20 protein-coding genes and 1 pseudogene are annotated in these 21,806 nt (G+C 38.1%); 18 read left to right on the forward strand and 3 right to left on the reverse strand.

What is annotated here, in order from left to right; all coding sequences use genetic code 11:
• Window positions 1-17: 17 nt before the first annotated feature.
• From atpD to R8925_RS06020, 12 genes and pseudogenes are all read left to right on the forward strand, one after another.
• The gene (gene atpD / locus R8925_RS05965; RefSeq protein ID WP_430534989.1) at window positions 18-1,436 is read left to right on the forward strand and encodes a F0F1 ATP synthase subunit beta; all 1,419 of its coding nucleotides are present in this window, start codon (window positions 18-20) and stop codon (window positions 1,434-1,436) included.
• 21 nt (window positions 1,437-1,457) lie between these two features.
• Window positions 1,458-1,862 carry a F0F1 ATP synthase subunit epsilon gene (locus R8925_RS05970; RefSeq protein WP_036073875.1) on the forward strand — a complete coding sequence of 135 codons (405 nt, stop codon included), beginning with the start codon at window positions 1,458-1,460 and terminating at the stop codon, window positions 1,860-1,862.
• Window positions 1,863-2,009: 147 nt separating this feature from the next.
• Window positions 2,010-2,249, forward strand: coding sequence for a DUF1146 family protein (locus R8925_RS05975; RefSeq protein ID WP_036073877.1), 240 nt, complete (start codon window positions 2,010-2,012; stop codon window positions 2,247-2,249).
• A gap of 178 nt (window positions 2,250-2,427) precedes the next feature.
• The gene (gene murA, locus R8925_RS05980; RefSeq protein ID WP_430534990.1) at window positions 2,428-3,717 is read left to right on the forward strand and encodes a UDP-N-acetylglucosamine 1-carboxyvinyltransferase; all 1,290 of its coding nucleotides are present in this window, start codon (window positions 2,428-2,430) and stop codon (window positions 3,715-3,717) included.
• A 167-nt stretch (window positions 3,718-3,884) separates the two neighbouring features.
• A complete protein-coding gene (gene mreB / locus R8925_RS05985; RefSeq protein ID WP_036073465.1) occupies window positions 3,885-4,880 on the forward strand; it encodes a rod shape-determining protein in 996 nt (331 codons plus the stop codon).
• A 19-nt stretch (window positions 4,881-4,899) separates the two neighbouring features.
• Entirely contained in the window at window positions 4,900-5,346 is a 447-nt protein-coding gene (locus R8925_RS05990; protein ID WP_430534991.1) for a GNAT family N-acetyltransferase, read from the forward strand.
• 1 nt (window position 5,347) lies between these two features.
• Window positions 5,348-5,776: a 3-hydroxyacyl-ACP dehydratase FabZ gene (gene fabZ, locus R8925_RS05995; RefSeq protein ID WP_430534992.1), complete on the forward strand. Its 429-nt coding sequence runs from the start codon at window positions 5,348-5,350 to the stop codon at window positions 5,774-5,776.
• Between the two features lie 538 nt (window positions 5,777-6,314).
• Window positions 6,315-6,683, forward strand: coding sequence for a single-stranded DNA-binding protein (locus tag R8925_RS06000; RefSeq protein WP_430534993.1), 369 nt, complete (start codon window positions 6,315-6,317; stop codon window positions 6,681-6,683).
• 412 nt (window positions 6,684-7,095) lie between these two features.
• Complete coding sequence (locus tag R8925_RS06005; RefSeq protein ID WP_430534994.1) at window positions 7,096-7,917, forward strand: 3D domain-containing protein; 822 nt, start codon at window positions 7,096-7,098, stop codon at window positions 7,915-7,917.
• A 162-nt stretch (window positions 7,918-8,079) separates the two neighbouring features.
• Window positions 8,080-8,811 (forward strand): WecB/TagA/CpsF family glycosyltransferase, encoded by a 732-nt coding sequence (locus R8925_RS06010; protein WP_430534995.1) that lies wholly within the window; start codon window positions 8,080-8,082, stop codon window positions 8,809-8,811.
• Between the two features lie 7 nt (window positions 8,812-8,818).
• A pseudogene (gene menC / locus R8925_RS06015) lies at window positions 8,819-9,944 on the forward strand (o-succinylbenzoate synthase).
• A 22-nt stretch (window positions 9,945-9,966) separates the two neighbouring features.
• On the forward strand, window positions 9,967-11,004 hold the full coding sequence (locus R8925_RS06020; protein WP_430539414.1) for a glycosyltransferase family 4 protein: 1,038 nt from the start codon (window positions 9,967-9,969) through the stop codon (window positions 11,002-11,004).
• A gap of 48 nt (window positions 11,005-11,052) precedes the next feature.
• On the opposite strand, the gene R8925_RS06025 is transcribed toward R8925_RS06020, so the two are convergent.
• The 3 genes from R8925_RS06025 to R8925_RS06035 all read right to left on the reverse strand — a co-directional run bounded on the left by R8925_RS06025 (window position 11,053) and on the right by R8925_RS06035 (window position 13,521).
• A complete protein-coding gene (locus R8925_RS06025) occupies window positions 11,053-12,093 on the reverse strand; it encodes an LCP family protein (RefSeq protein ID WP_430534997.1) in 1,041 nt (346 codons plus the stop codon).
• Window positions 12,094-12,342: 249 nt separating this feature from the next.
• Window positions 12,343-12,885 (reverse strand): GNAT family N-acetyltransferase, encoded by a 543-nt coding sequence (locus R8925_RS06030; protein WP_430534998.1) that lies wholly within the window; start codon window positions 12,883-12,885, stop codon window positions 12,343-12,345.
• Window positions 12,886-13,521, reverse strand: coding sequence for a YigZ family protein (locus tag R8925_RS06035; protein ID WP_430534999.1), 636 nt, complete (start codon window positions 13,519-13,521; stop codon window positions 12,886-12,888).
• A gap of 364 nt (window positions 13,522-13,885) precedes the next feature.
• Between R8925_RS06035 and R8925_RS06040 the strand changes: the two genes are divergently transcribed.
• The 6 genes from R8925_RS06040 (at window position 13,886) to secA (ending at window position 21,610) form a co-directional block, all read left to right on the forward strand.
• Window positions 13,886-14,572: a response regulator transcription factor gene (locus tag R8925_RS06040; RefSeq protein ID WP_036087343.1), complete on the forward strand. Its 687-nt coding sequence runs from the start codon at window positions 13,886-13,888 to the stop codon at window positions 14,570-14,572.
• A gap of 24 nt (window positions 14,573-14,596) precedes the next feature.
• Complete coding sequence (locus R8925_RS06045) at window positions 14,597-15,448, forward strand: DegV family protein (protein WP_430535000.1); 852 nt, start codon at window positions 14,597-14,599, stop codon at window positions 15,446-15,448.
• A gap of 526 nt (window positions 15,449-15,974) precedes the next feature.
• Complete coding sequence (locus tag R8925_RS06050; protein ID WP_488192513.1) at window positions 15,975-17,315, forward strand: ATP-dependent helicase ComFA; 1,341 nt, start codon at window positions 15,975-15,977, stop codon at window positions 17,313-17,315.
• 145 nt (window positions 17,316-17,460) lie between these two features.
• Window positions 17,461-17,988: a ComF family protein gene (locus R8925_RS06055; protein ID WP_430539412.1), complete on the forward strand. Its 528-nt coding sequence runs from the start codon at window positions 17,461-17,463 to the stop codon at window positions 17,986-17,988.
• 215 nt (window positions 17,989-18,203) lie between these two features.
• Window positions 18,204-18,767, forward strand: coding sequence for a ribosome hibernation-promoting factor, HPF/YfiA family (hpf, locus tag R8925_RS06060; protein ID WP_036069044.1), 564 nt, complete (start codon window positions 18,204-18,206; stop codon window positions 18,765-18,767).
• A 329-nt stretch (window positions 18,768-19,096) separates the two neighbouring features.
• On the forward strand, window positions 19,097-21,610 hold the full coding sequence (gene secA / locus R8925_RS06065) for a preprotein translocase subunit SecA (protein ID WP_430535002.1): 2,514 nt from the start codon (window positions 19,097-19,099) through the stop codon (window positions 21,608-21,610).
• The last annotated feature ends 196 nt before the right edge of the window (window positions 21,611-21,806 follow it).

The following is a 21,806-nucleotide window of genomic DNA, read 5'->3' on the forward strand; positions in this document are numbered from 1 at the left end:
GTGAGGAGGAAAATCGCATGACTGAAGGACGAATAATCCAAGTTATGGGTCCCGTTGTAGATGTAAAGTTTGATAATCATTTACCAGAAATCTACAGCGCGCTTAAAGTTGAACATAAAGCACTATCCGAAGAGGAAAAAAGTGTGAAACTTACGCTTGAAGTAGCTATCCATTTAGGCGACAATGTTGTTCGTACCATTGCGATGGCTTCAACAGATGGCGTTCAAAGAGGTATGACGGTTATTGATACCGAAAGCCCAATCACAGTTCCAGTTGGAAATATTACTCTTGGACGGGTGTTCAACGTACTTGGAGAAACAATTGATTTAGATGAGCCGATCGCAAGTGACGTTCAACGCAATAAAATTCATCGCTCAGCTCCTACATTCGATGAGCTATCTACTACGACAGAAATTTTGGAAACAGGAATTAAAGTAGTAGATTTACTAGCACCTTACGTTAAAGGTGGTAAAATCGGATTGTTCGGTGGTGCTGGTGTAGGTAAAACAGTACTTATTCAAGAGCTCATTCACAATATTGCCCAAGAGCATGGTGGTATTTCGGTGTTTGCCGGCGTAGGTGAACGTACTCGTGAAGGTAATGATCTTTATTTTGAAATGAAAGACTCGGGCGTTATTGAAAAAACAGCAATGGTATTCGGTCAAATGAACGAGCCACCAGGCGCACGTATGCGTGTTGCCTTAACTGGTTTGACAATTGCAGAATATTTCCGTGATGTAGAACATCAAGATGTGTTGCTATTCATCGATAACATTTTCCGATTCACACAAGCCGGTTCCGAGGTTTCTGCATTGCTTGGTCGTATGCCATCAGCCGTAGGGTACCAGCCAACACTGGCTACTGAAATGGGACAATTGCAAGAACGTATCACATCCACAAATGTTGGATCTGTTACATCTATTCAAGCAATCTATGTACCAGCCGATGACTATACTGACCCAGCACCAGCAACAACATTCGCCCATTTAGATGCAACAACCAACTTGGAGCGTAAATTAACAGAACAAGGCATTTACCCTGCGGTAGATCCATTGGCGTCAACGTCACGTGCCCTTGCTCCAGATATCGTTGGAGAAGATCATTACGAAGTCGCAACGCAGGTACAGCAACTATTGCAACGCTATAAAGAATTACAAGATATCATCGCAATCTTAGGTATGGACGAATTGTCTGATGAAGATAAACAAGCAGTTGGACGTGCTCGTCGCGTGCAATTCTTCTTAAGTCAAAACTTCCACGTTGCCGAACAATTTACTGGTCAAAAAGGTTCTTACGTGCCAGTGAAAGAAACGGTAAAAGGTTTCCAAGATATTCTTGCAGGTAAATATGATCACCTTCCTGAAGATGCGTTCCGATCATTAGGTCGCATTGAAGAAGTCATCGAAAAAGCCAAGGGAATGGGCGTTGAAGTCTAATAAAAGCAGGAGGAGATACACATGGGCATTTTAAATGTAAGTATTGTTACTCCAGATGGTCCTGTTTTTAGCGGTGAAGCAAGTATGGTCATCGCAAGAACAAAAGCCGGCGAATTAGGCATTTTACCTGGTCATGTTCCTTTAGTAGCCCCTTTAAAAATTGACGTGGTGCGTTTAAAGCATGATGGCAAAGAAGAATGGGTTGCTGTAAATGGCGGCTTTATGGAAGTAAACGGTGAAGAAGTAAACATATTAGCAGACACTGCCGAACGAGAAGAAGAGATTGATATTGTTCGTGCCGAGGCTGCTAGACAGCGTGCCGAGGATGAACTAAGAGATGCGAAGAGCAGACAAGTTGACGAACTAAAAGCAGAGATAGCTCTTCAAAAAGCAGTAAATCGAATTCACGCATACAACAAAAAGTAAGATAATGAGTTTGGAGTAATTCATGTAAAAGTGGATAATAACTCCAAGCTCATTAATACTTTATTAAATAAAAAGCATATAAAAATTGTTATTACCTGATAATACTGGTAGAATAGTAGAGGCTGATAAAATTTTTGGAGGTAGCAAATGTATACAGTTATTGGACAGCAGGCAATTATCGTTATGGTTTCGCACTTACTTTTTATTGTGATTGCTTTTTGGGCACTCCAAGCGCTCCATTTTGAAAAGTTAATACGTCGGGATCACGTAATACAAGCCAGGGTGTTGTATCTAATAATCGCTGTAGCATTAGGTGTTACAATTAGCAATTTCTTTTTAGATTATTTTATTTCAGCAAGACAAATAGGTAATATGTTTGGAAGTTAATTAAAAAATTTATACATGTTCGAAATTGATATAACTCTCTTAAAATTAGTGTTGAAAAGTGGTAGGCATTAATGGTAAAATGTTCAGAGTATGAAAAAATAAGAATGCATTTCAAGATTAATTTTAAGTGATGTATATCAAATATGAATAGAGTAATTAATACGCGGAGGGGTTCGTTTTGGAAAAAATTATTGTCCGTGGTGGGAACAAGTTACAGGGAACAGTAAAAGTTGAAGGTGCAAAAAATGCTGTGTTACCTGTTATCGCCGCTACCTTATTAGCTAGCAAAGGAACAAGCACGTTAAGAAATGTACCACAATTATCGGATGTTTATACTATCAATGAAGTTTTGAAATACCTAAAAGCAGATGTATCTTTTGAAGGCGATGTTGTTACGGTAAATGCCACAGGAGATATTTTGTCGGATACACCATTCGAATACGTTCGCAAAATGCGTGCTTCTATCGTTGTTATGGGGCCATTATTAGCTCGAACAGGTTCGGCGAGAGTAGCACTTCCGGGCGGTTGTGCCATTGGTTCACGTCCGGTTGATTTGCATTTAAAAGGCTTTGAAGCAATGGGCGCTAATGTAAGAATTGAAAATGGCTATATTGAAGCGACTGCAAAAAAATTAGTAGGTGCCAAAATATATCTTGATTTCCCTAGTGTTGGGGCGACTCAGAATATCATGATGGCCGCGACATTAGCAGAAGGTACGACTGTTATCGAGAACGTAGCAAGAGAACCTGAAATTGTAGATTTAGCAAACTTCTTGAACCAAATGGGGGCGCGTGTTATTGGTGCAGGAACAGAAGTTATTCGTATTGAAGGCGTGGAGGAGCTAACCGCCACAGACCATTCTATTATTCCTGACCGAATCGAAGCGGGTACTTTCATGATTGCAGCCGCTATTACAGAAGGAAATGTATTTATCGAAGACATGGTGCCAGAACATATTAGCTCACTGATTGCTAAATTAGAAGAAATGGGCGTTCAAATTATTGAAGAGAACAATGGGGTACGGGTTATCGGTCCTAAAAATTTGAAGGCTGTGGATGTAAAAACATTGCCACACCCAGGTTTCCCCACAGATATGCAGTCACAAATGATGGTTATCCAAATGCTAAGCACTGGTACTAGTGTTATGACAGAGACTGTTTTCGAAAATAGATTTATGCATGTTGAAGAAATGCGTCGGATGAATGCTGACATGAAAATTGAAGGACATTCTGTGATTATTTCTGGTCCAGCTAAGCTTCAAGGTGCCGAGGTTGCAGCAACAGATTTACGTGCAGCTGCAGCTCTAGTTCTGGCAGGATTGGTTGCCGATGGATATACACAAGTAACGGAATTAAAGTATCTTGATAGAGGCTACCATAATTTCCATATTAAACTTAAAGCACTAGGCGCAGATATTGAGCGTACGCCAAATACTGAGAAAGCTAATTTGAATGTAGCAACCAAATAAATAAAAATGCTAGGTCATGCAATTGGCCTAGTTTTTTTATGTGTAAAAAACTTTCTCACTTTCCTTTTGGTGAAAAGATATATATGTTAAAAGAAGTATGCTATAATGCAAAAGAGGTAGTATGAAGCAATACATAGAAACAACACAGAAAGGGGTCATTATTAATCATGGCAAAAGATGTGGGAATAGATTTAGGTACTGCAAATGTTCTGATTCACGTAAAAGGAAAAGGTATTGTATTAAATGAACCATCTGTTGTAGCAATTAATAACACTACAAATGAAGTTCTGGCAGTGGGTACAGAGGCGAGGAACATGGTAGGAAGAACACCGGGAAATATTACAGCCATTAAACCAATGAAAGATGGTGTAATTGCAGATTTCGATATTGTTCAAGAAATGTTACGTTTTTTCATACAAAAACTAGATTTAAAAGGTTTCTTTTCTAAGCCCAGAATTTTAATTTGTTGCCCAACCAATATCACTTCGGTAGAGCAAAAAGCGATAAGGCAAGCCGCTGAGCAAAGTGGTGGTAAACAAGTGTTTATGGAAGAGGAGCCTAAAGTAGCTGCGATAGGTGCGGGTATGGATATTTTCCAACCGAGTGGAAACATGGTTATAGATATTGGTGGCGGCACTACAGATATAGCTGTTTTATCCATGGGCGATATTGTAACGAGCAAATCAGTAAAACTCGCGGGAAATCAGCTGGATGGTGATATTCTACAGTATATTAAACGGCAGTATAATCTTCTGATAGGTGAAAGAACGTCAGAAGAGTTAAAAATTAATGTAGCAACTGCATCTAGTGGAGCGAGACACGAATCAATGGACATTAGAGGCCGTGACTTAGTTTCTGGATTACCTAAAACCATAACAGTAACTAGCGAAGAAATTGAATTAGCTTTAAGAGAGTCTGTTCATGTTATTGTGCAAGCTGCAAAACAAGTATTAGAGCAGACACCACCAGAGCTTTCAGCAGATATTATTGATCGTGGAGTCATCCTGACTGGTGGAGGGGCGTTGTTACATGGTTTAGATGAGCTCTTAGCTGAAGAATTAAAAGTTCCTGTCTTGCTGGCTGAAAATCCGTTAGATGCTGTTGCAATCGGTACGGGGATACTATTGGAAAATACAGCACGGATTAAGAAAAATAGAATTTAAAACTGTTTGAGGTGGTAGATTGTCTCTCAGAATTGAGCGTGTAGACCAATCAAATTGGTATCATATCATTAACCTTAAGGTGCATCCAAGCCAAGAAAACTTTATTGAGTCAAATGCCTGCTCTATCGTAGAGTCTCATTACACGGCTGGTTGGTACCCTATAGGACTCTATTCAAATGACGTTCTAGTGGGTTTTGCAATGTATGGTTGTCATGAACAAGATGCGATTTGGCTAGATCGTTTTATGATTGATAAGAGTTATCAAGGACAAGGGTTAGGCCATCAATTTCTAGTGTATTTGCTAGAGTGTATAAAGATCCAATTTAAAATCAAAAAAATACTGTTAAGCTTTACAAAAGAAAATAAATATGCCAGAAGCTTTTATGAAAGGCACGGCTTTTCTAATACAAATGAGGTAGATCCAAAAGGTGAATTAATATTCATGTATCATTGTTCGGAGGTATGAAATGTTAGATATTAGTGAAATCAAAAAAATATTACCACACCGTTACCCATTTTTGTTGGTAGATAGGGTAATTGAATTAGAGGAAAAGAAAGTAGTGGCCATCAAAAATGTCACTGCAAATGAAGAATTTTTTAATGGGCATTTCCCTCAATACCCAGTTATGCCAGGGGTTCTAATTGTAGAAGCATTGGCCCAAACAAGCGGTATTGCCATGATGCAGGTAGCAGGTAATCAAGGAAAAATTGGTCTCTTTGCAGGCATTGATGGCTGTAGATTTAAACGCCAAGTTGTTCCTGGTGACCAGTTACGTCTAGAGGCCGAAATTCTTCGTTTACGTGGCTCAATTGCTAAGGCGCATGTCAGAGCAACTGTTGAGGACGAGTTAGTCTGTGAAGCCGAAATAATGTTTGCATTAACCGATATAAAATAGTTAAGAACCTGTCGCAATATAATATTGCGGTCAGACTGTAGAAAAACTACTTCATAGTGATGTCCGACCAAATTTCAGCGTGGCAACAAATGCTTAGTTTCTAGGCAAAAATAAGTACAAGTGCGGAGCGTACTAGAATACGTTGACTGAAAACAGGGAGGGAGTCTTATCCTCGACCATGTGAGAAGTTATGCGAAACGCAGTGTAGAAGAGCACTGGAACGGATTTTTTAACGACGAAAATGAGTGTTTGTCGACACGCTGGCCGCAATATAATATTGCGGTTTTTTCTATAGTTGAGATTTCTAGGTTGATATTAGAATAGCAGGTTTTTGATATAAAAAAAAGCACTACAAAAGATGTAGAAACTTTGAATATTGATTTTTGAGCAAGGTTCGAGATGAAAATTTCTATTTTGTTCTAAGGTGAAAGATGGTTTTGAGCTTCTTAAAATAATTAAATCTTTTTTTTGACTATTTTACATATAGTGTATAAGGGAGTATGCTTGTGTCACTAAATATAGAAAAGAGGAATAGAATATGATTAATCAGGTAACGTTGGTGGGTAGGCTTACGGAGAATCCAGAAATGCGCTTTACATCAGAGGAAAAGGGAGTTGTTAACATCACCGTAGCCTTGAATCGATTTGGGAGGAGCGGTAGATCGGATAGTGAGGCAGATTTTATTCCATGTGTAGTTTGGGGAAAACAAGCAGAAAATACCGTTGAATATTGCCGAAAAGGTACTTTAGTAGGTATAAAAGGTGAATTACAAACAAGAAATTACGTGAATAGAGAGGACAAGAAAGTATACGTAACAGAGGTACTGGTGGATAAAATAAGATTTTTAAGTAAAAATAAGGAGGGAAAGAAAGATGATTTAGAAATGACTGTGGAAGCGAGTAATTGAATACACATTAATAATTGTAATGTCTTGTTATATTAATGGTATAGCATCTCAAAAACTGGCAAAAGAAATACTTGTTTTATGAGAAAACAAGAGATTTAGAGTTACTTTTGAAATGTATATATTGTCCAATAATATGTATTGACATAAATTAATTAAATTAGTTAACGATAATGGTTTAAATTGGAAGTAGTGTAAAACACTTTGAAATGAAGGTGTAGCGAATAAAGTTATCTATTACTAATCTAAATGCTTAATAGATACAAAATTCAGATAAGATAGTTTATTAACTAATGTTACACATAACGAGGTGGTTTGGAGTAGTGTGTTACGTAGCCTTAATGATTTAGTAACCCAATGATGTTCGCTCGTATGATACGATTATTCTCGAAGTTATCGAGGAGGTAATTATTACATGAAGAAAACAGTAGCTACAATTGCGGCAGGCGTCGTCCTAGCTGGGATTGGATCCACTCAAGTTAGTGCAGCAGAATATACGGTTCAACCAGGAGACTCACTATGGAAAATTTCGAATGAGAATAACATCTCCATAGGTCAATTGAAGAAAATTAATGATTTAAGCTCAAACATTATTTTCCCAAATCAAAAACTAGAAGTGACAGTTAACCAAACTCCTAAAACAACTACAGGTACATACAAAATTGTACCCGGTGATACGCTAAGCAAGATTGCTCTAGATAATAATGTCACAGTTGCTCAGTTAAAATCTTGGAATTCTTTATCGTCAGATTTAATTATTGCGGGTGAGACTTTGAATATCGGTAGTACTCAGTCTAAAGAAACAACTTCTGATTCTGTTGCACCAAAGCAAGAAACTAAATCCGATGCATCAGCAGTTCAAGAGAAAGCACCACAAAAACAACAGAAGGCAACAACTAGTACTCCAAGTAAGCAAACACAAAGCTCAAATAAGAGTTCGTCTAGAAGTGTAGCGAAGGAAGTAACTGTTACTGCTACAGCATATAGTAAGGCTGAACCAGGTATGGGGCATATTACAGCTTCTGGAATTGATTTAAATGATAATCCAAGAGTTATAGCTGTTGACCCATCCGTCATCCCTCTAGGTTCTAAAGTTTACGTAGAAGGATACGGAGAAGCGATTGCTGCTGATACAGGTGGAGCTATTAAAGGTCATAAAATTGATGTTCATTTAGACAGCGTACAAGCATGTTATAATTGGGGCGTTAAAACTGTAAAAGTTCAGATTCTAAACTAAATAGAAATTTTATGAATTCGCGGTTGATATTTATCAATCGCGAATTTTTGCGCTTTCCTAGTAGGTACATAAATGAAGTGGTGGGAGAATATATAATTTAGCATAGGAAGAATCGAATATTTATGATAAACTTAGAGATATGAGAAATATAGGAGTGAACATATGAAACGGACTGTTGAGATTTTAGGTATTCCATTTTACAATGTTTCTCAGAATGCTTTTGTGGATGAATTGATTGATGCTGCTGTAAATAAAGAGCGGAGATTTATTGTGACGGCTAATCCTGAAATAGTAATGCATGCGCAACAAGATCTGGAATTTAACCGAGCGATTCAGCAGGCAGATTATATTGTTGCAGATGGTATTGGAGTGGTTAAGGCTGCAAAGAGTATTGGGAAGCCGCTTAAAGGAAGAGTAACTGGCTATGATACAATGCTAGGACTTCTCGAAAAGGCGAATGAAATGAATATGAGCGTATATTTTGTTGGGGCTAAGCCAAATATTATAGATAAGTTAATTGAACATGTGAAATTTAAATATAAGGGTATCGAGGTTGTCGGTGCTCGTGATGGTTATTTTACCGCTTCTGATTCGGAGGCGATTGCTGAGGATATTTTAGTAAAGCAGGCGGATTTTGTGTTTTTGGCATTAGGTTTTCCTCGGCAAGAACGATGGATATCAACTCACTTAGATAAATTTGATAAAGGTATATTTATGGGAGTTGGTGGTAGTTTCGATGTTCTTTCGGGGTGTACGAAGCGAGCTCCTGATTTTTGGGTGAGGTTTAACTTGGAGTGGTTATACCGAATATTATCACAACCTAGCCGATGGAAACGCGCATTAGCGATTCCACGTTTTATGTTAGCGATGAAAAAACAAAGAAGGCACGGGTGATTTTCATATGATTATTAGAAGCGCTACCCTATACTATCTTGTTATGCCTCTTAAGGAGACGTTTAAGACTAGTTATGGAGTTATGAAGGATAAACACCTATGCATTATAAAACTCGTCTCAAACGATGGTATAGAGGGATATGGTGAGTTGGATGCCTTCGCAACTCCTTGGTATACAGAGGAAACTACTGCAACAGCGGTTTTAATAATCAAAGAGCATTTACTACCACTGCTCCAAAATTTTGAGCTTCAAGAACCAAATAAGGTAAATCAAATTTTTCAATCGATTCGTGGAAATGAGATGGCAAAGGCCGCTATAGAAACAGCTGTTTGGGATATTTTTGCAAAAATGTCTGACCAGCCTTTAGCTACGTACTTAGGTGGTAAAATAAGTGATGTTTCAGTTGGTGTTAGTGTAGGCATCAAGGAGAATCCTGATGAGCTGTTGCAAACGGTTAGTAGTTATGTGAATGAGGGCTACTCAAGAGTTAAGTTGAAAGTTAAACCGGGCTTTGATGTAGACTTTGTAAAGCGAATTCGAGATGAATTTCCGGATCTTCTGTTGATGGTAGATGCTAATTCCGCCTATAGGAGAGAGGATATTGCAGTTCTCAAACAAATGGACAAATATGAGCTGGCAATGCTAGAACAGCCTTTTGGTGTGAACGATTTAGTGGATCATGCTTGGTTACAAAAACAACTCCAAACACCAATTTGTTTAGACGAAAATATTCGTTCATTAGCCGATGTCATCCAAGCTTCTAAGCTGAATAGTGCCAGAGCGATTAATGTTAAAATAGCTCGCGTTGGTGGACTCACAGAAGCGATTAAGATTGCTATGTTCTGCAATGAAAATGATATGGTCGCTTGGTGTGGGGGAATGTTTGAAGCAGGGATTGGTCGAGCACACAATATTGCTTTAGCATCGAGAGTAGAGTTTAGTTTTCCAGGAGATATATCAGCTTCTAATCGTTACTTCGAGAAAGATATTATCACAGAAGAATTCGAGAGTAGCAATGGTAAAATAACGACTCCGAAGCGTGCAGGGATTGGAGTGGATATAGACGAAAAAAGTCTAGAATCCTATTGTAAACGACGGGAATACATCGTTTTAAACTAAAGGATGGAGCTGAAATTAATTTGCAGATATGGATTATGATTATTTGTTTTCTAATAGGAATTTTGATTATCCCGTTAGTTCGCAAATTTGCCTTTTATATAAATGCTGTTGATGAGCCTCGTGAACGGCATATTCATACTAAAATCACACCAACACTAGGCGGATTAGCCATTTTTTTCGCGTTTACTGTAGGTATGTTATTGTTAGCTGTTGACAAAAGTGGCTTTTTACCAGTCTATATAGGTGCGATGATTATTGTGATAACTGGATTTATTGATGATATCATTGAATTGTCACCTCGTTGGAAGCTTGTCGGCCAAATTAGCGCAGCGCTTTGTGTGGTATTGTGGGGGCAGATAACGATTGAATTTATCAATATACCTTTTATGGGGCCGCTTTATTTTGGGGCTTGGGCAATTCCAATTACACTTATTTGGATTGTTGCTATTGTGAATGCGTTAAACCTTATTGATGGCTTGGATGGCCTTGCTGGAGGGGTTTCGATTATTGCGCTATTGACTATTGCTGGTATGGCCTTGCTACTTCAAGACATATTTGTAGCACCAGTAGCGTTCATGCTAATTGCTTGTATCTTAGCGTTTCTTGTATATAATTTCCCGCCAGCAACGATTTTTATGGGGGATACAGGATCATTATTTTTAGGGTACATGATTGCTGTTCTGTCATTGATGGGTTTTAAAAATGTAACTTTTATATCTATACTGGTTCCTCTAATTATTCTAGGCGTTCCACTTTCCGATACTTTTTTTGCAATCGTAAGGAGATTAAAAGCACGAACACCGATTTCAATGGCAGATAGGTCACATATTCATCATCGTCTTATGGCATTAGGCTTTTCCCAAAGGCAGACCGTATTGCTCATTTATTGTATGGCGATTTTGTTCTCTATCACTGGATTTGTATTTTCATTTTCTACTACCTGGGGAGCGGTTATTTTATTAGTACTGCTAGTCTTGTGTATAGAGGTTATTGTAGAGTTTATTGGTTTAATTGGAGAGAACCATCGTCCGATTTTGAATATACTATCAAAAATAAGAAGGAAACGACCATAATAAAGGCGCTAAACACTAGATAAATCCTAGTATTTAGCGCCTTTATGTTTAGTTTTCCTCGTTATATGGCATTGCACTTGGAAAAGGTTTGTTGACACCTTGAAGTTGTCCGGCGAACTCATTAGCCACACTTTGTACAGAATTCTCATCTAGCTGGTAGTAGTATACGCCGTCTTGCGGTGCGTCTGCCCCTTTAAGTGCGAGAGACTGCATATCGATATCGTTTGTCATTCCATATTTAGCAATGGAAAGCATTTGTGAAAAAGTCATGTTTGTTTTCATATTATCTCCAACCGCTTTAATCACGTCGGAGTACTTATTGATAGAGCCTATGGAGGTAGCTTTGTCAATAATGGCTTTCATGACAAGTTGCTGTCTTTTGCCACGTTCGATATCATTATCAATATGGCGTGTTCTTGAGAGTGCTAATGCTTGTTCTCCATCCAATTTTTGCTTTCCTTTTTTCAAGGTAATCTTTCCTGCTTGGTCTTTCGAGTTTTGTTCTGTAAAGTCGACAGGTACGTCTACATCGACTCCGTCAAGAGCATCAACTATTTCTAGGAAAGCGTCAAAATTAAAACGAACATAATAATCAACTGGAACTTGAAATAAATCTTCCACTGTTTTCATAGTTAACTCTGGTCCACCGTAAGCATGTGCAGCATTTATTTTTGTGTATCTATCTGTCTTACCGTCTTTACTTTCTATGTGGACATAAGAATCACGAGGTATGCTTGTCATATCAAGTTTGTTATCTTTAACATTTAACGTTGCTAGTATCAGTGCATCGCTACGTGGGCTACCCCCATTGTTCGCTTGTCGTTTCGTACTGTCATCTACACCGATGATCAGGAATGAAAAACTATCTTTGATGGGGTCGACATCCTTATTTCGTAGTGATGAGGCTTCTCCACTTCTCACATTATCATAGGAACTATCTACGGCAAGCTTTGCTGAACTGAACAAATATGTAGCATATCCAGCACACGCAAGTACGATTAGCATCAATGGAATCAAGACTGAAAAAAGTACCAACCGGCGCCGTTTATACTTTGCGCTTCTTGGAGCTGGGCTTTTGTTTATAGGCATGAATTATTTCTCCTTATAATTAAATTTCTAGCTAAATCCCGAAGTAAAGTATTTGCATATGCAATAGATGCAATTGTACCATGATAAGAAATCTGGTTTGTTACAGTAAATTTACGTTTGCTTTAAAGTTATAGTAAAGAACATTGCAAAAATAAATGCACTTTTTTCTATTATACCTAAGAGGGACGTAAATGAACATTAAAATCATCAAAAATAAGGCAAAATAAGTCGTATGTAATGGCGATTTAGTTAAATTATTCCACGGCTGTATACTTTTATATTTTTTAGCGTCTTGGTATTCATATCGAACTCGGTTGCCGTCTCATCAAAATCAAATCTTAATTTTTCTAATAATCTTATAGAAGCAATGTTCTCCGGATCGACTTTTGCTTTCAACGCTTGAATGTTAGTCGTAGTTTGGATTATGTGTACAAATGTTTGAAGAATTTCGGTCATTATACCTAACCCCCAATGGCTTTTCTTCAACTCATATCCTATTTCAGCAGTCATATTTTCTATGCACAGCTCATTAATTCCGCAAGAACCTATTAATTCACTGTTTTCTTTATAAAAAATAACATACCTATTTGCTGTTTCTTCTTGAAGTATAGCTGAGATAATTTCACGAGCTTGGTTGATTGTGGTGAATGTTTCAATATTCATAAAGCGTGTCACATCATCATCAGACCATATTTTTAGCATTTGAGGAGCATCATCACAAGTCATCATTTGGTTTTTTGTGTGTGCTGTTTCAAATTCGGTTGGTAGTAGTCTTAGTTCATCTACTAGCATCTAAATGACATCCTTTTCACGATATTCTTGTCCATTTTTTTGTAGCTGAACTTGTCCATTTGTCAAGTTTATGGCCCATTCTTGGAACAAAACTACGTCAGCACTGTCAACGTACACGTCAAGAACAACTTTATCAGTGAATGTAGTGTTTGAGATTTGATACCCTTCTTTTTCTAGCGCATTTCCAAACTTTGCATGCGATGAATAATCAAGAGTGCATGAAATAATCATGGCGAGTGAGCGTTCAACAATCCCCAGTGTATTACAAGTTTCACTCACAGCAGTACCATATGCACGAACCAGGCCGCCAGATCCGAGCTTAACACCACCGAAATATCTTGTAACAACAACAGCTACGTTTTTTAGTCGTTTCTTTTTTAAAACTTCCAGCATAGGAACACCGGCTGTACCACTAGGTTCCCCATCATCGTTTGCTTTCTGATATTGATCACGTTCACCGATGAGGTAGGCGGAACAATTATGACTAGCGTTCCAATGTAATTTCTTTACATTTGTTACAAATTTTTGAGCTGTTTGTTCATCAGTTGCACGAATGATAGAACAAATAAATCTAGATTTCTCAATAATTATTTCGTGTTGCCCAGCTTCTCTGATTGTTAAATAGTTTTCTAGCATATAGGCCTCCAATAGTTAATTTAGTCACCTTCTTTCACAAGTTTAACGGAAAAATGAATGTATGTATAGTTAGAAAATGAGTTTGTAGCACATTTGAAAGGTGAAGTGGGAGCAAATTCATGGTATAATGAATTCCATTGTTACTTTTGATAGATAAATCTTTTATCGCCTAGGCATTTTTATGGAACGCTTAGCCCTACAAAACAAAGCAAATAACAATGGCTTCTAGAAAAGCATGAAATGATACAGAGAGAGCTATAGTAATATAGTCGATAGATTGTTTTAAGTAGTCTTTTGAGCTACTAAAGGGATAAAAAATGGGAACGAATATAAAAATAACAATTTTAAAGGAGGATTTCTCATTATGACTGTAAAAATCATGATTGTAGATGATCATCAATTATTTCGTGAAGGTATAAAACGCATTTTAGAATTAGAAGATTCATTTGAAGTAGTTGCTGAAGCGGAAAATGGAAAAAACATTGTTGCTAAGGTGCGCGAATATCGACCGGATATCGTACTTATGGATATAAATATGCCTACAGTAAACGGCTTGGACGCTACAGAAATGTTGGTTAGACAATTTCCTAGCATTAAAGTAGTGGTTTTAACTATTCATGATACAGATGAGTTTGTTACAGAAGCTTTGCGTGCTGGGGCAGTGGGGTATTTATTGAAAGAGATGGATGCTAAGGATCTCGTAGATGCTATTAAAACAGTAGAAGATGGTGGAGCCTATATACATCCTAAAGCAGCGATTAAATTAGTGCGCGAATATCGTCATTTAGCTAGCACTAATAACGCTCAAGGTGCTTACGGTTATCAACAGCCAGAGGTCAAGATGCCTTTACATATTCTCACGCACAGAGAATGTGAAGTTCTTCAACTATTGACGGATGGCAAGAGTAATCGTGGTATTGGCGAAACCCTTTTCATCAGTGAAAAGACTGTTAAAAATCACGTAAGTAGTATTCTGCAAAAAATGAAAGTAAATGATCGTACGCAGGCCGTTGTTACTGCAATCAAAAATGGTTGGGTATTCATTAGATAAAATCGTTAAATTAGAGGTGACTTTATGGGGGAAAAAATCGCTATCGTGACGGACAGTACTGCTTATTTACCCCAAGCAGTAATCGATAAGTTTGATATTCATAGTGTGGCTCTTTCGGTCACAGTTGATGGACAGTCCTACGTGGAGAACAGGGACATTGATGAAAATAATTTCTATAGTATTGCAAATGCATCAAAAACATTTCCAACGACTTCTCAGCCAGCGCCAGGCGATTTCATGATTTTGTATGAGAAATTGCGTGATAAGGGATTCGATACTATTATTAGTATCCATCTGAGCAGTGGTATTAGTGGCACATATCAAAATGCTGTTTCAGCTGGGAATATAGTTGAAGGCGTTCAAGTAGTAGCTTATGATTCAGAAATTGCTTGCATGGCTATGGGAATGTTAGTAGAAAAGGCTGCCGAATTAGTAGCCTCAGGAGAGAAATTAGAGGCCGTTTTGAAACAGTTAGATGCTATGCGAGATGCTATGGGTGCTTATTTTATTGTAGACGATTTGAACCACCTTGCAAGAGGCGGCAGGCTCTCTAATGCACAGGCCATTATTGGCAGTGTTCTTCAAATTAAACCCATTCTTCATTTTGAGGAGAAAAAGATTGTCTTATTCGAGAAAATCAGGACACAGAAAAAAGCTTTTCGCAGGATTGATGGGCTTTTAGCAGAGGCTGTGGAAAATGGTCAGGCGCAACAAGCTTATATTGTCCATGGCAATTGTTACGAAAAGGCAGAAACATGGAAAGCGGAGTTGCAGGCAGCTCATCCTCATATAGATTTTAAAATTAGTTATTTCGGTCCAGTTATTGCGACACACCTTGGAGAAGGCTCGCTTGCTCTGGTATGGACAATTAAATAGAAATTGGGATATAACCTTAATTAATCGACGATGAGTGTTCAAAGTAAGGCCGCATATATAGTACTCGACACCGGCCTACTTAGTTAGTGCCCTGCCCTATTCAAACTCCTTCTTCAGCCTCCTAATTAGGAGGTTTCAGACTGTAGAAAAACTACTTCACATGATTTTCCGCAAAACCTCAGCGTGTCGACAAATGCTTAGTTTCTAGGCAAAAGCGAGTACCAGCGCGGAGCGTACTGGAGTACGTGAGCACTGGAACGGAGTTTTTAACAACGAAAATGAGCGTTTGTCGACACGCTGTAGCCTCCTAATTAGGAGGTTTTTTTGTAGTATACTCTAAATCTAAATAAAAATAAAAAGCATAAAAAAGTTCAAAAGAGCTACAAAAAGGATGGATTTAAGGTGAAAAGACGAATATTAGCTTATTATATGCGTTAATAACAACAGAATAAAGCATGAAAATCGAAATGTAGTAACTGGCAACTTTTTTTATTTCGTGTATAAATAGATGTACGAGGTGAATATATTGCAGAAAAAAATAGAAGGACGATTGTTCATAGAAGAAGAACTAACAGACACTGATAATATGCAGTTTGTTGAGGCTATACGAGTTACTGAAAATAAGAAATTATGTTTTAGATGTGGTAATAATAGAGAGGAACTGTTTTTTAGATCTCCATGTAGTCGCTGTAATACAGAGGAATGTTTATATTGTAGAAATTGTATTCTAATGGGGAAAATAACGGAGTGCAGCAAACTATTTTTTTCACCTAGTACGACAAGTACTAGGAATCAGAGAAGTACGTATTTAGCTTGGAAAGGCGAATTATCACTAGGTCAAAGAGCAGCATCTGATAAGGTCCATCAGGCTGTTAAAGACAAGGAAGATTTACTTTTATGGGCAGTCGCTGGTTCAGGTAAGACAGAGATGATGTTTAAGGGCATGAATGAGGTTCTAATAAACGGTGGGCGTCTGTGTGTTGCTTCTCCAAGAGTTGATGTTTGTTTAGAGTTATTCCCTCGCCTGCAACAAGTGTTTCCTGATGTGGGCATGGTTTGTTTATATGGGGACTCAGCAGGTGTATACAATGGAGAGCGTTTTGTAGTTGCAACAACACACCAACTAGTGAGGTTCTATGAGGCGTTTGATGTTGTTTTTATAGATGAAGTAGATGCGTTTCCATATGCCAAAGATCCATTTTTAGAATATGCGGTTCAAAAAGCGCAATTGAGTACAGGTTGCTCTATTTTCATCACAGCGACACCGGACAGGAAGTGGCAAAAAGAATGCGATAGAGGAATGCGGAATTTTGTGAAAGTTCCAGCTAGGTATCATCGCAAACAACTACCTGTTCCGAAGAAGGTATGGATAGGTGATTGGAAAAAAGGCTTGCAAAAGGGGAATGTTTCGAAAATAACAACTCGGTGGATAAAACAAAAATTAAGCGAAGGGTGTCCAGTATTGTTATTTTTCCCGGAAATTAAAGTAATGCTACAAGTGGCTATAATACTTGAAAAAATGGGTTTTGGACCACTACTAACCGTTCATTCTGCTGATTCGGAGAGGAAGGAGAAGGTACAACAAATGCGTGACGGAACTATACGGTTGCTATGTAGTACCACTATTCTTGAACGTGGAGTTACATTTACCAATGTACAGGTTGGCGTTTTTGGAAGTGAGGGAAGGATTTTTACAGAATCTGCGCTTGTACAAATATCTGGTCGAGCTGGAAGGAAAATTGAATATCCAAGAGGGGATGTACTATTTTTTCATAATGGTGTTTCTAAAAATATGGCATTAGCTATTTCGCAAATAAAAATGATGAATAAGCTTGGGAAGCGTCAGGGGTTACTAGATGAGGAGTAGATGCTTAGTGTGTGGCAGAGAGATATTAACCAATATTTCTTGGAGCAGTCTATTAATCACAGAAAGAAAACGGGCTATTTGTTCTACCTGTGAATCCAGATTGGACAGAATTTATGGAGTCACTTGCCAAGGCTGTGGTAGGTCGATGGATAGCTTTGAACAACTAGTGATTTGTGCAGATTGCCAAAAGTGGGATATGGAAGTGAATAATTTACAAAAAAATATTGCTTGTTACACGTACAATGAATTCGCAAAAGAGCTGATGACTCTTTACAAATACAGAGGTGATTATGCTATTGCCGGAGCTTTTTCAGAACAGTTACAGAAACAATGGGGATTGATAAAGAAGGACGTCACAATACCGCTTCCTATCAGTTCAGAGCGAAGAAAAGAGCGTGGATTTAATCAAACAGAGGGGTTGTTGCGCCTAGCCGGTATCCCATTTGAAATAACGTTAACAAGAAAACATACAGAGAAACAATCTAAAAAAAATCGAAAGGAACGAATAGGGCAAGAGCAATTCTTTTTTGTAGAAAATAAAGGGCAAATCGACTCCAAAGAAATATTGCTAGTGGATGATATTTATACAACGGGAACAACCATGCATTTAGCAGCAGATGCACTCATGGAAGCGGGTGCCAAAAGCGTATCTTCCCTTACTATTTTTCGTTAAAGCGAAATTTTCAATCATTTTAGGTTTGTATTTGAAGATTTGTGGAATGAATAGAGTAACAGCGTCATACTTACAGACTATGTAAACGCTAGGATAATAGTAATTTTGCTCCGTGTAAATGTTTGCAAAATGCTACATTATAACGTAGACTGTATCTAAGGAGTCATTCACTTCTTGTAAAGTATGATTTGTTTTATTTCAAAGGAGGAATTGCTATGCTAAAGTATAACATTCGTGGCGAAAACATTGAAGTAACAGAGCCGATTAGAGAGTATGTTGAAAAGAAAATCGACAAATTAGAGCGCTATTTCAGCGAGGCTCCAGATGCTAATGTTCATGTGAATCTTAAAGTTTATTCTGATAAAAACGCAAAGGTTGAAGTGACCATTCCTCTCAAAAATTTAGTATTACGTGCTGAAGAAACGAGCGGGGATTTATATGCAAGTATTGATTTAATTGTAGATAAATTAGAAAGACAAATCCGTAAACACAAAACAAAAGTGAATCGCAAATTCCGAGATAAAGGTGCCGAGCATGATTATTTCGCTTTTGCAGAAGTAAACGGTAGTGCTGCACCAGATGAATTTGAGAATGATAGTGAATTAGACATTGTTCGCACAAAGGAATTCTCATTGAAACCAATGGATAGTGAGGAAGCCGTACTTCAAATGAATTTATTAGGCCATAGTTTCTTTGTTTACACAGATGCAGAGTCCGATGGAACAAACATCGTGTATCGTCGTAAAGATGGCAAATACGGTTTGATTGAAACGAATTAACTTAGACTCGTCCTCTAAAAGCCGGGATCCAAAATAAGGGGATCTCGGCTTTTGTTGTCAATTTCAAATTAGAAATAAAAAAGTGAATGATTAGAATTGAATGAAAGATATTATTTTTTTATTTAGATAAAGCGCATAGCTTAGGCTTTTATAAAGAATCAAAGGAAATGCGTCGAAATGTTCACAGGAAAACAGGTTGTAAAAGGCAGGCGAAAGATGGTAGAATTGACTAGTGTGCCTGTGATAAGGCAGTTGCGTCAGAAAATGGGAAGAGCGCGACGATTTCAAACTTCAGGGAAAGTATAGAAACAGTAGAGGAGAATAAGATCATGGCAGGTTTATTGAAAAAGATATTTGAATCTGGTAAAAAAGATATTAAGTATCTAGAAAAGAAAGCAGATCAGATTGAGGCATTGGCAGAAGCAACAGCTAAGCTCTCTGATGATGAGATACGTGCGAAAACAGAAGAATTTAAAGAACGTTTTCAGAATGGGGAAACATTGGATTCCCTTTTGGTAGAGGCGTTTGCTGTTGCGCGTGAAGGAGCAAAGCGTGCGTTAGGTATGTTCCCGTTCCGTGTTCAATTAATGGGTGGTATTGTGCTACATGAAGGTAATATCGCAGAAATGAGAACAGGTGAAGGTAAAACTTTAACAGCGACACTGCCGGTTTATTTAAATGCACTTTCTGGAAATGGTGTTCACGTTGTTACAGTCAATGAGTATTTATCGCAACGTGATGCAGAAGAGATGGGAGTTTTATATAATTTCCTCGGTCTTTCTGTTGGGCTAAATTTGAATGTCCTTTCCAGTGAAGAAAAGCGTGAAGCTTATGCTGCTGATATTACGTACAGCACAAACAATGAACTTGGATTTGACTATTTACGTGATAATATGGTTGTTTATAAAGAGCAAATGGTACAGCGCCCGCTTTCTTATGCGGTAATTGATGAGGTCGATTCTATATTGGTCGATGAGGCAAGAACACCGCTTATTATTTCTGGTCAAGCAGAGAAATCGACTATTCTGTATGTTCGCGCTAATTCGTTTGTGGAAACATTGACAGTTGAGAAAGACTATACAGTTGATATTAAGACTAAATCGGTATATATGACTGAAGAGGGTATGACAAAAGGAGAGAAGTACTTCGATGTCGAGAACTTATTTGATATCGAAAGTTCAACGCTATTGCACCATATTGCGCAAGCTTTGAAAGCAAATTATACGATGCATCTAGATGTGGACTATGTTGTACAGGACGATGAAGTCTTAATTGTTGACCAATTTACTGGTCGTATTATGAAAGGGCGTCGTTTCAGTGAAGGGTTGCACCAAGCACTTGAAGCAAAAGAAGGCGTTACTATTCAAAATGAATCGCAAACAATGGCGACGATAACATTCCAGAACTATTTCCGTATGTATAAGAAATTGTCTGGTATGACTGGTACAGCGAAAACGGAAGAAGAAGAATTCCGTGATATTTACAATATGCGCGTTATCGAAATACCAACGAATAAACCAATTATTCGTGATGACCGTGCCGATTTAATCTACACATCAATTGATGCAAAATTTAATGCTGTGGTAGAAGATATTGCAGAACGTTATGCAAATGGACAGCCAGTATTGGTTGGTACCGTTGCAATTGAAACTTCTGAGGTGATTTCTAACAAATTAAAACGTAAAGGCGTACCACATAGTGTTCTAAATGCGAAACAACATGAAAAAGAAGCAGATATTATCCAATTTGCTGGTGAAAAAGGCTCTGTCACTATCGCGACAAATATGGCGGGTCGTGGTACCGATATTAAACTTGGTGAAGGTGCAATTGAAGCAGGCGGATTAGCTGTTATTGGTACAGAGCGTCATGAATCTAGACGTATCGATAATCAGTTGCGTGGTCGTGCTGGTCGTCAAGGAGATCCAGGTGTGACGCAATTCTATCTTTCTATGGAAGATGAACTTATGAAACGTTTCGGTTCTGATAATATGAAGGCGATGATGGAACGTTTTGGAATGGACGACGAAGCTATTCAGAGTAAAATGGTTAGCCGTGCTGTTGAGTCCGCTCAAAAACGTGTTGAAGGAAACAACTTTGATTCTCGTAAACAAGTACTTCAATATGATGATGTTTTGCGCCAACAACGTGAAGTTATTTATAAACAGCGTTATGCGGTTATTACAGCTGAGAATAACCTGCGTTCTGTCATCGAGCCAATGATTCAAAACGTTGTGAACTATGTTGTGCAATCAAATGCTCCGAGACAAGAAGATCGCGATGAATGGAATTTACAAGGGATTATTGATTTTGCAGAGGCGAACTTGCTTCCAGAAGACGTAATCAGTGTGGACGACATCAAAAATATGGAAACGAATGATATTCAAGATTTTATTTTGGAAAAAGTGAATGAAGCCTACAATGAAAAGGAAACATTGCTTCCAGAAGAAGAATTTAATGAGTTCCAAAAAGTAGTATTACTACGTGTAGTAGACACGAAATGGGTAGATCATATCGATGCGATGGATCATTTACGTGATGGTATCCATTTACGTGCTTACGGTCAAATTGATCCTTTACGCGAATACCAATCAGAAGGCTTTGAAATGTTTGAAGCGATGATTAGCTCGATTGATGAAGAGGTTGCTCGTTACATCATGAAAGCAGAAATTCGTCAAAACCTTGAGCGAGAACAAGTGGCTAAAGGTGATGCTATTGATCCGAATGAAGGTAAGCCGGTTGCTAAGAAACAGCCAGTTCATAAAGATCAACACATCGGTCGTAACGATCCATGTCCATGTGGAAGCGGCGAAAAGTATAAAAATTGTCACGGTAAAGAAAAATAAGAAAACCAAAGACCAGAATTTTTCTGGTTTCAGAATGTTGAAAAACACTTTTCGTAAACTATTCGCCGAACCTCAGCGTGTCGACAAATGCTTAGATCCTAGGCAAAGTTGAGCACTGGCACGGAGCATACTTGGGTATGTGAGCAACGGCGCGCAGACTTTAACGACGAAGATGAACGTTTGTCGACACGCTGAA

The sequence above is a fragment of the Listeria rocourtiae subsp. hofi genome (genome assembly GCF_963575615.1).
GTDB lineage: Bacteria > Bacillota > Bacilli > Lactobacillales > Listeriaceae > Listeria_A > Listeria_A hofi.

Coding starts and splice junctions, on each gene's coding strand:
- R8925_RS06040 (WP_036087343.1), top strand. CDS start 13,886: ATGACTGTAAAAATCATGATTGTAGATGATCATCAATTATTTCGTGAA.
- R8925_RS06010 (WP_430534995.1), top strand. CDS start 8,080: ATGAAACGGACTGTTGAGATTTTAGGTATTCCATTTTACAATGTTTCT.
- R8925_RS06055 (WP_430539412.1), top strand. CDS start 17,461: ATGGATAGCTTTGAACAACTAGTGATTTGTGCAGATTGCCAAAAGTGG.
- atpD (WP_430534989.1), top strand. CDS start 18: ATGACTGAAGGACGAATAATCCAAGTTATGGGTCCCGTTGTAGATGTA.
- R8925_RS06000 (WP_430534993.1), top strand. CDS start 6,315: ATGATTAATCAGGTAACGTTGGTGGGTAGGCTTACGGAGAATCCAGAA.
- R8925_RS05970 (WP_036073875.1), top strand. CDS start 1,458: ATGGGCATTTTAAATGTAAGTATTGTTACTCCAGATGGTCCTGTTTTT.
- secA (WP_430535002.1), top strand. CDS start 19,097: ATGGCAGGTTTATTGAAAAAGATATTTGAATCTGGTAAAAAAGATATT.
- fabZ (WP_430534992.1), top strand. CDS start 5,348: ATGTTAGATATTAGTGAAATCAAAAAAATATTACCACACCGTTACCCA.
- R8925_RS06035 (WP_430534999.1), bottom strand. CDS start 13,521: ATGCTAGAAAACTATTTAACAATCAGAGAAGCTGGGCAACACGAAATA.
- R8925_RS06025 (WP_430534997.1), bottom strand. CDS start 12,093: ATGCCTATAAACAAAAGCCCAGCTCCAAGAAGCGCAAAGTATAAACGG.
- hpf (WP_036069044.1), top strand. CDS start 18,204: ATGCTAAAGTATAACATTCGTGGCGAAAACATTGAAGTAACAGAGCCG.
- R8925_RS05975 (WP_036073877.1), top strand. CDS start 2,010: ATGTATACAGTTATTGGACAGCAGGCAATTATCGTTATGGTTTCGCAC.
- R8925_RS06020 (WP_430539414.1), top strand. CDS start 9,967: ATGATTATTTGTTTTCTAATAGGAATTTTGATTATCCCGTTAGTTCGC.
- R8925_RS06005 (WP_430534994.1), top strand. CDS start 7,096: ATGAAGAAAACAGTAGCTACAATTGCGGCAGGCGTCGTCCTAGCTGGG.
- R8925_RS06045 (WP_430535000.1), top strand. CDS start 14,597: ATGGGGGAAAAAATCGCTATCGTGACGGACAGTACTGCTTATTTACCC.
- mreB (WP_036073465.1), top strand. CDS start 3,885: ATGGCAAAAGATGTGGGAATAGATTTAGGTACTGCAAATGTTCTGATT.
- R8925_RS06030 (WP_430534998.1), bottom strand. CDS start 12,885: ATGCTAGTAGATGAACTAAGACTACTACCAACCGAATTTGAAACAGCA.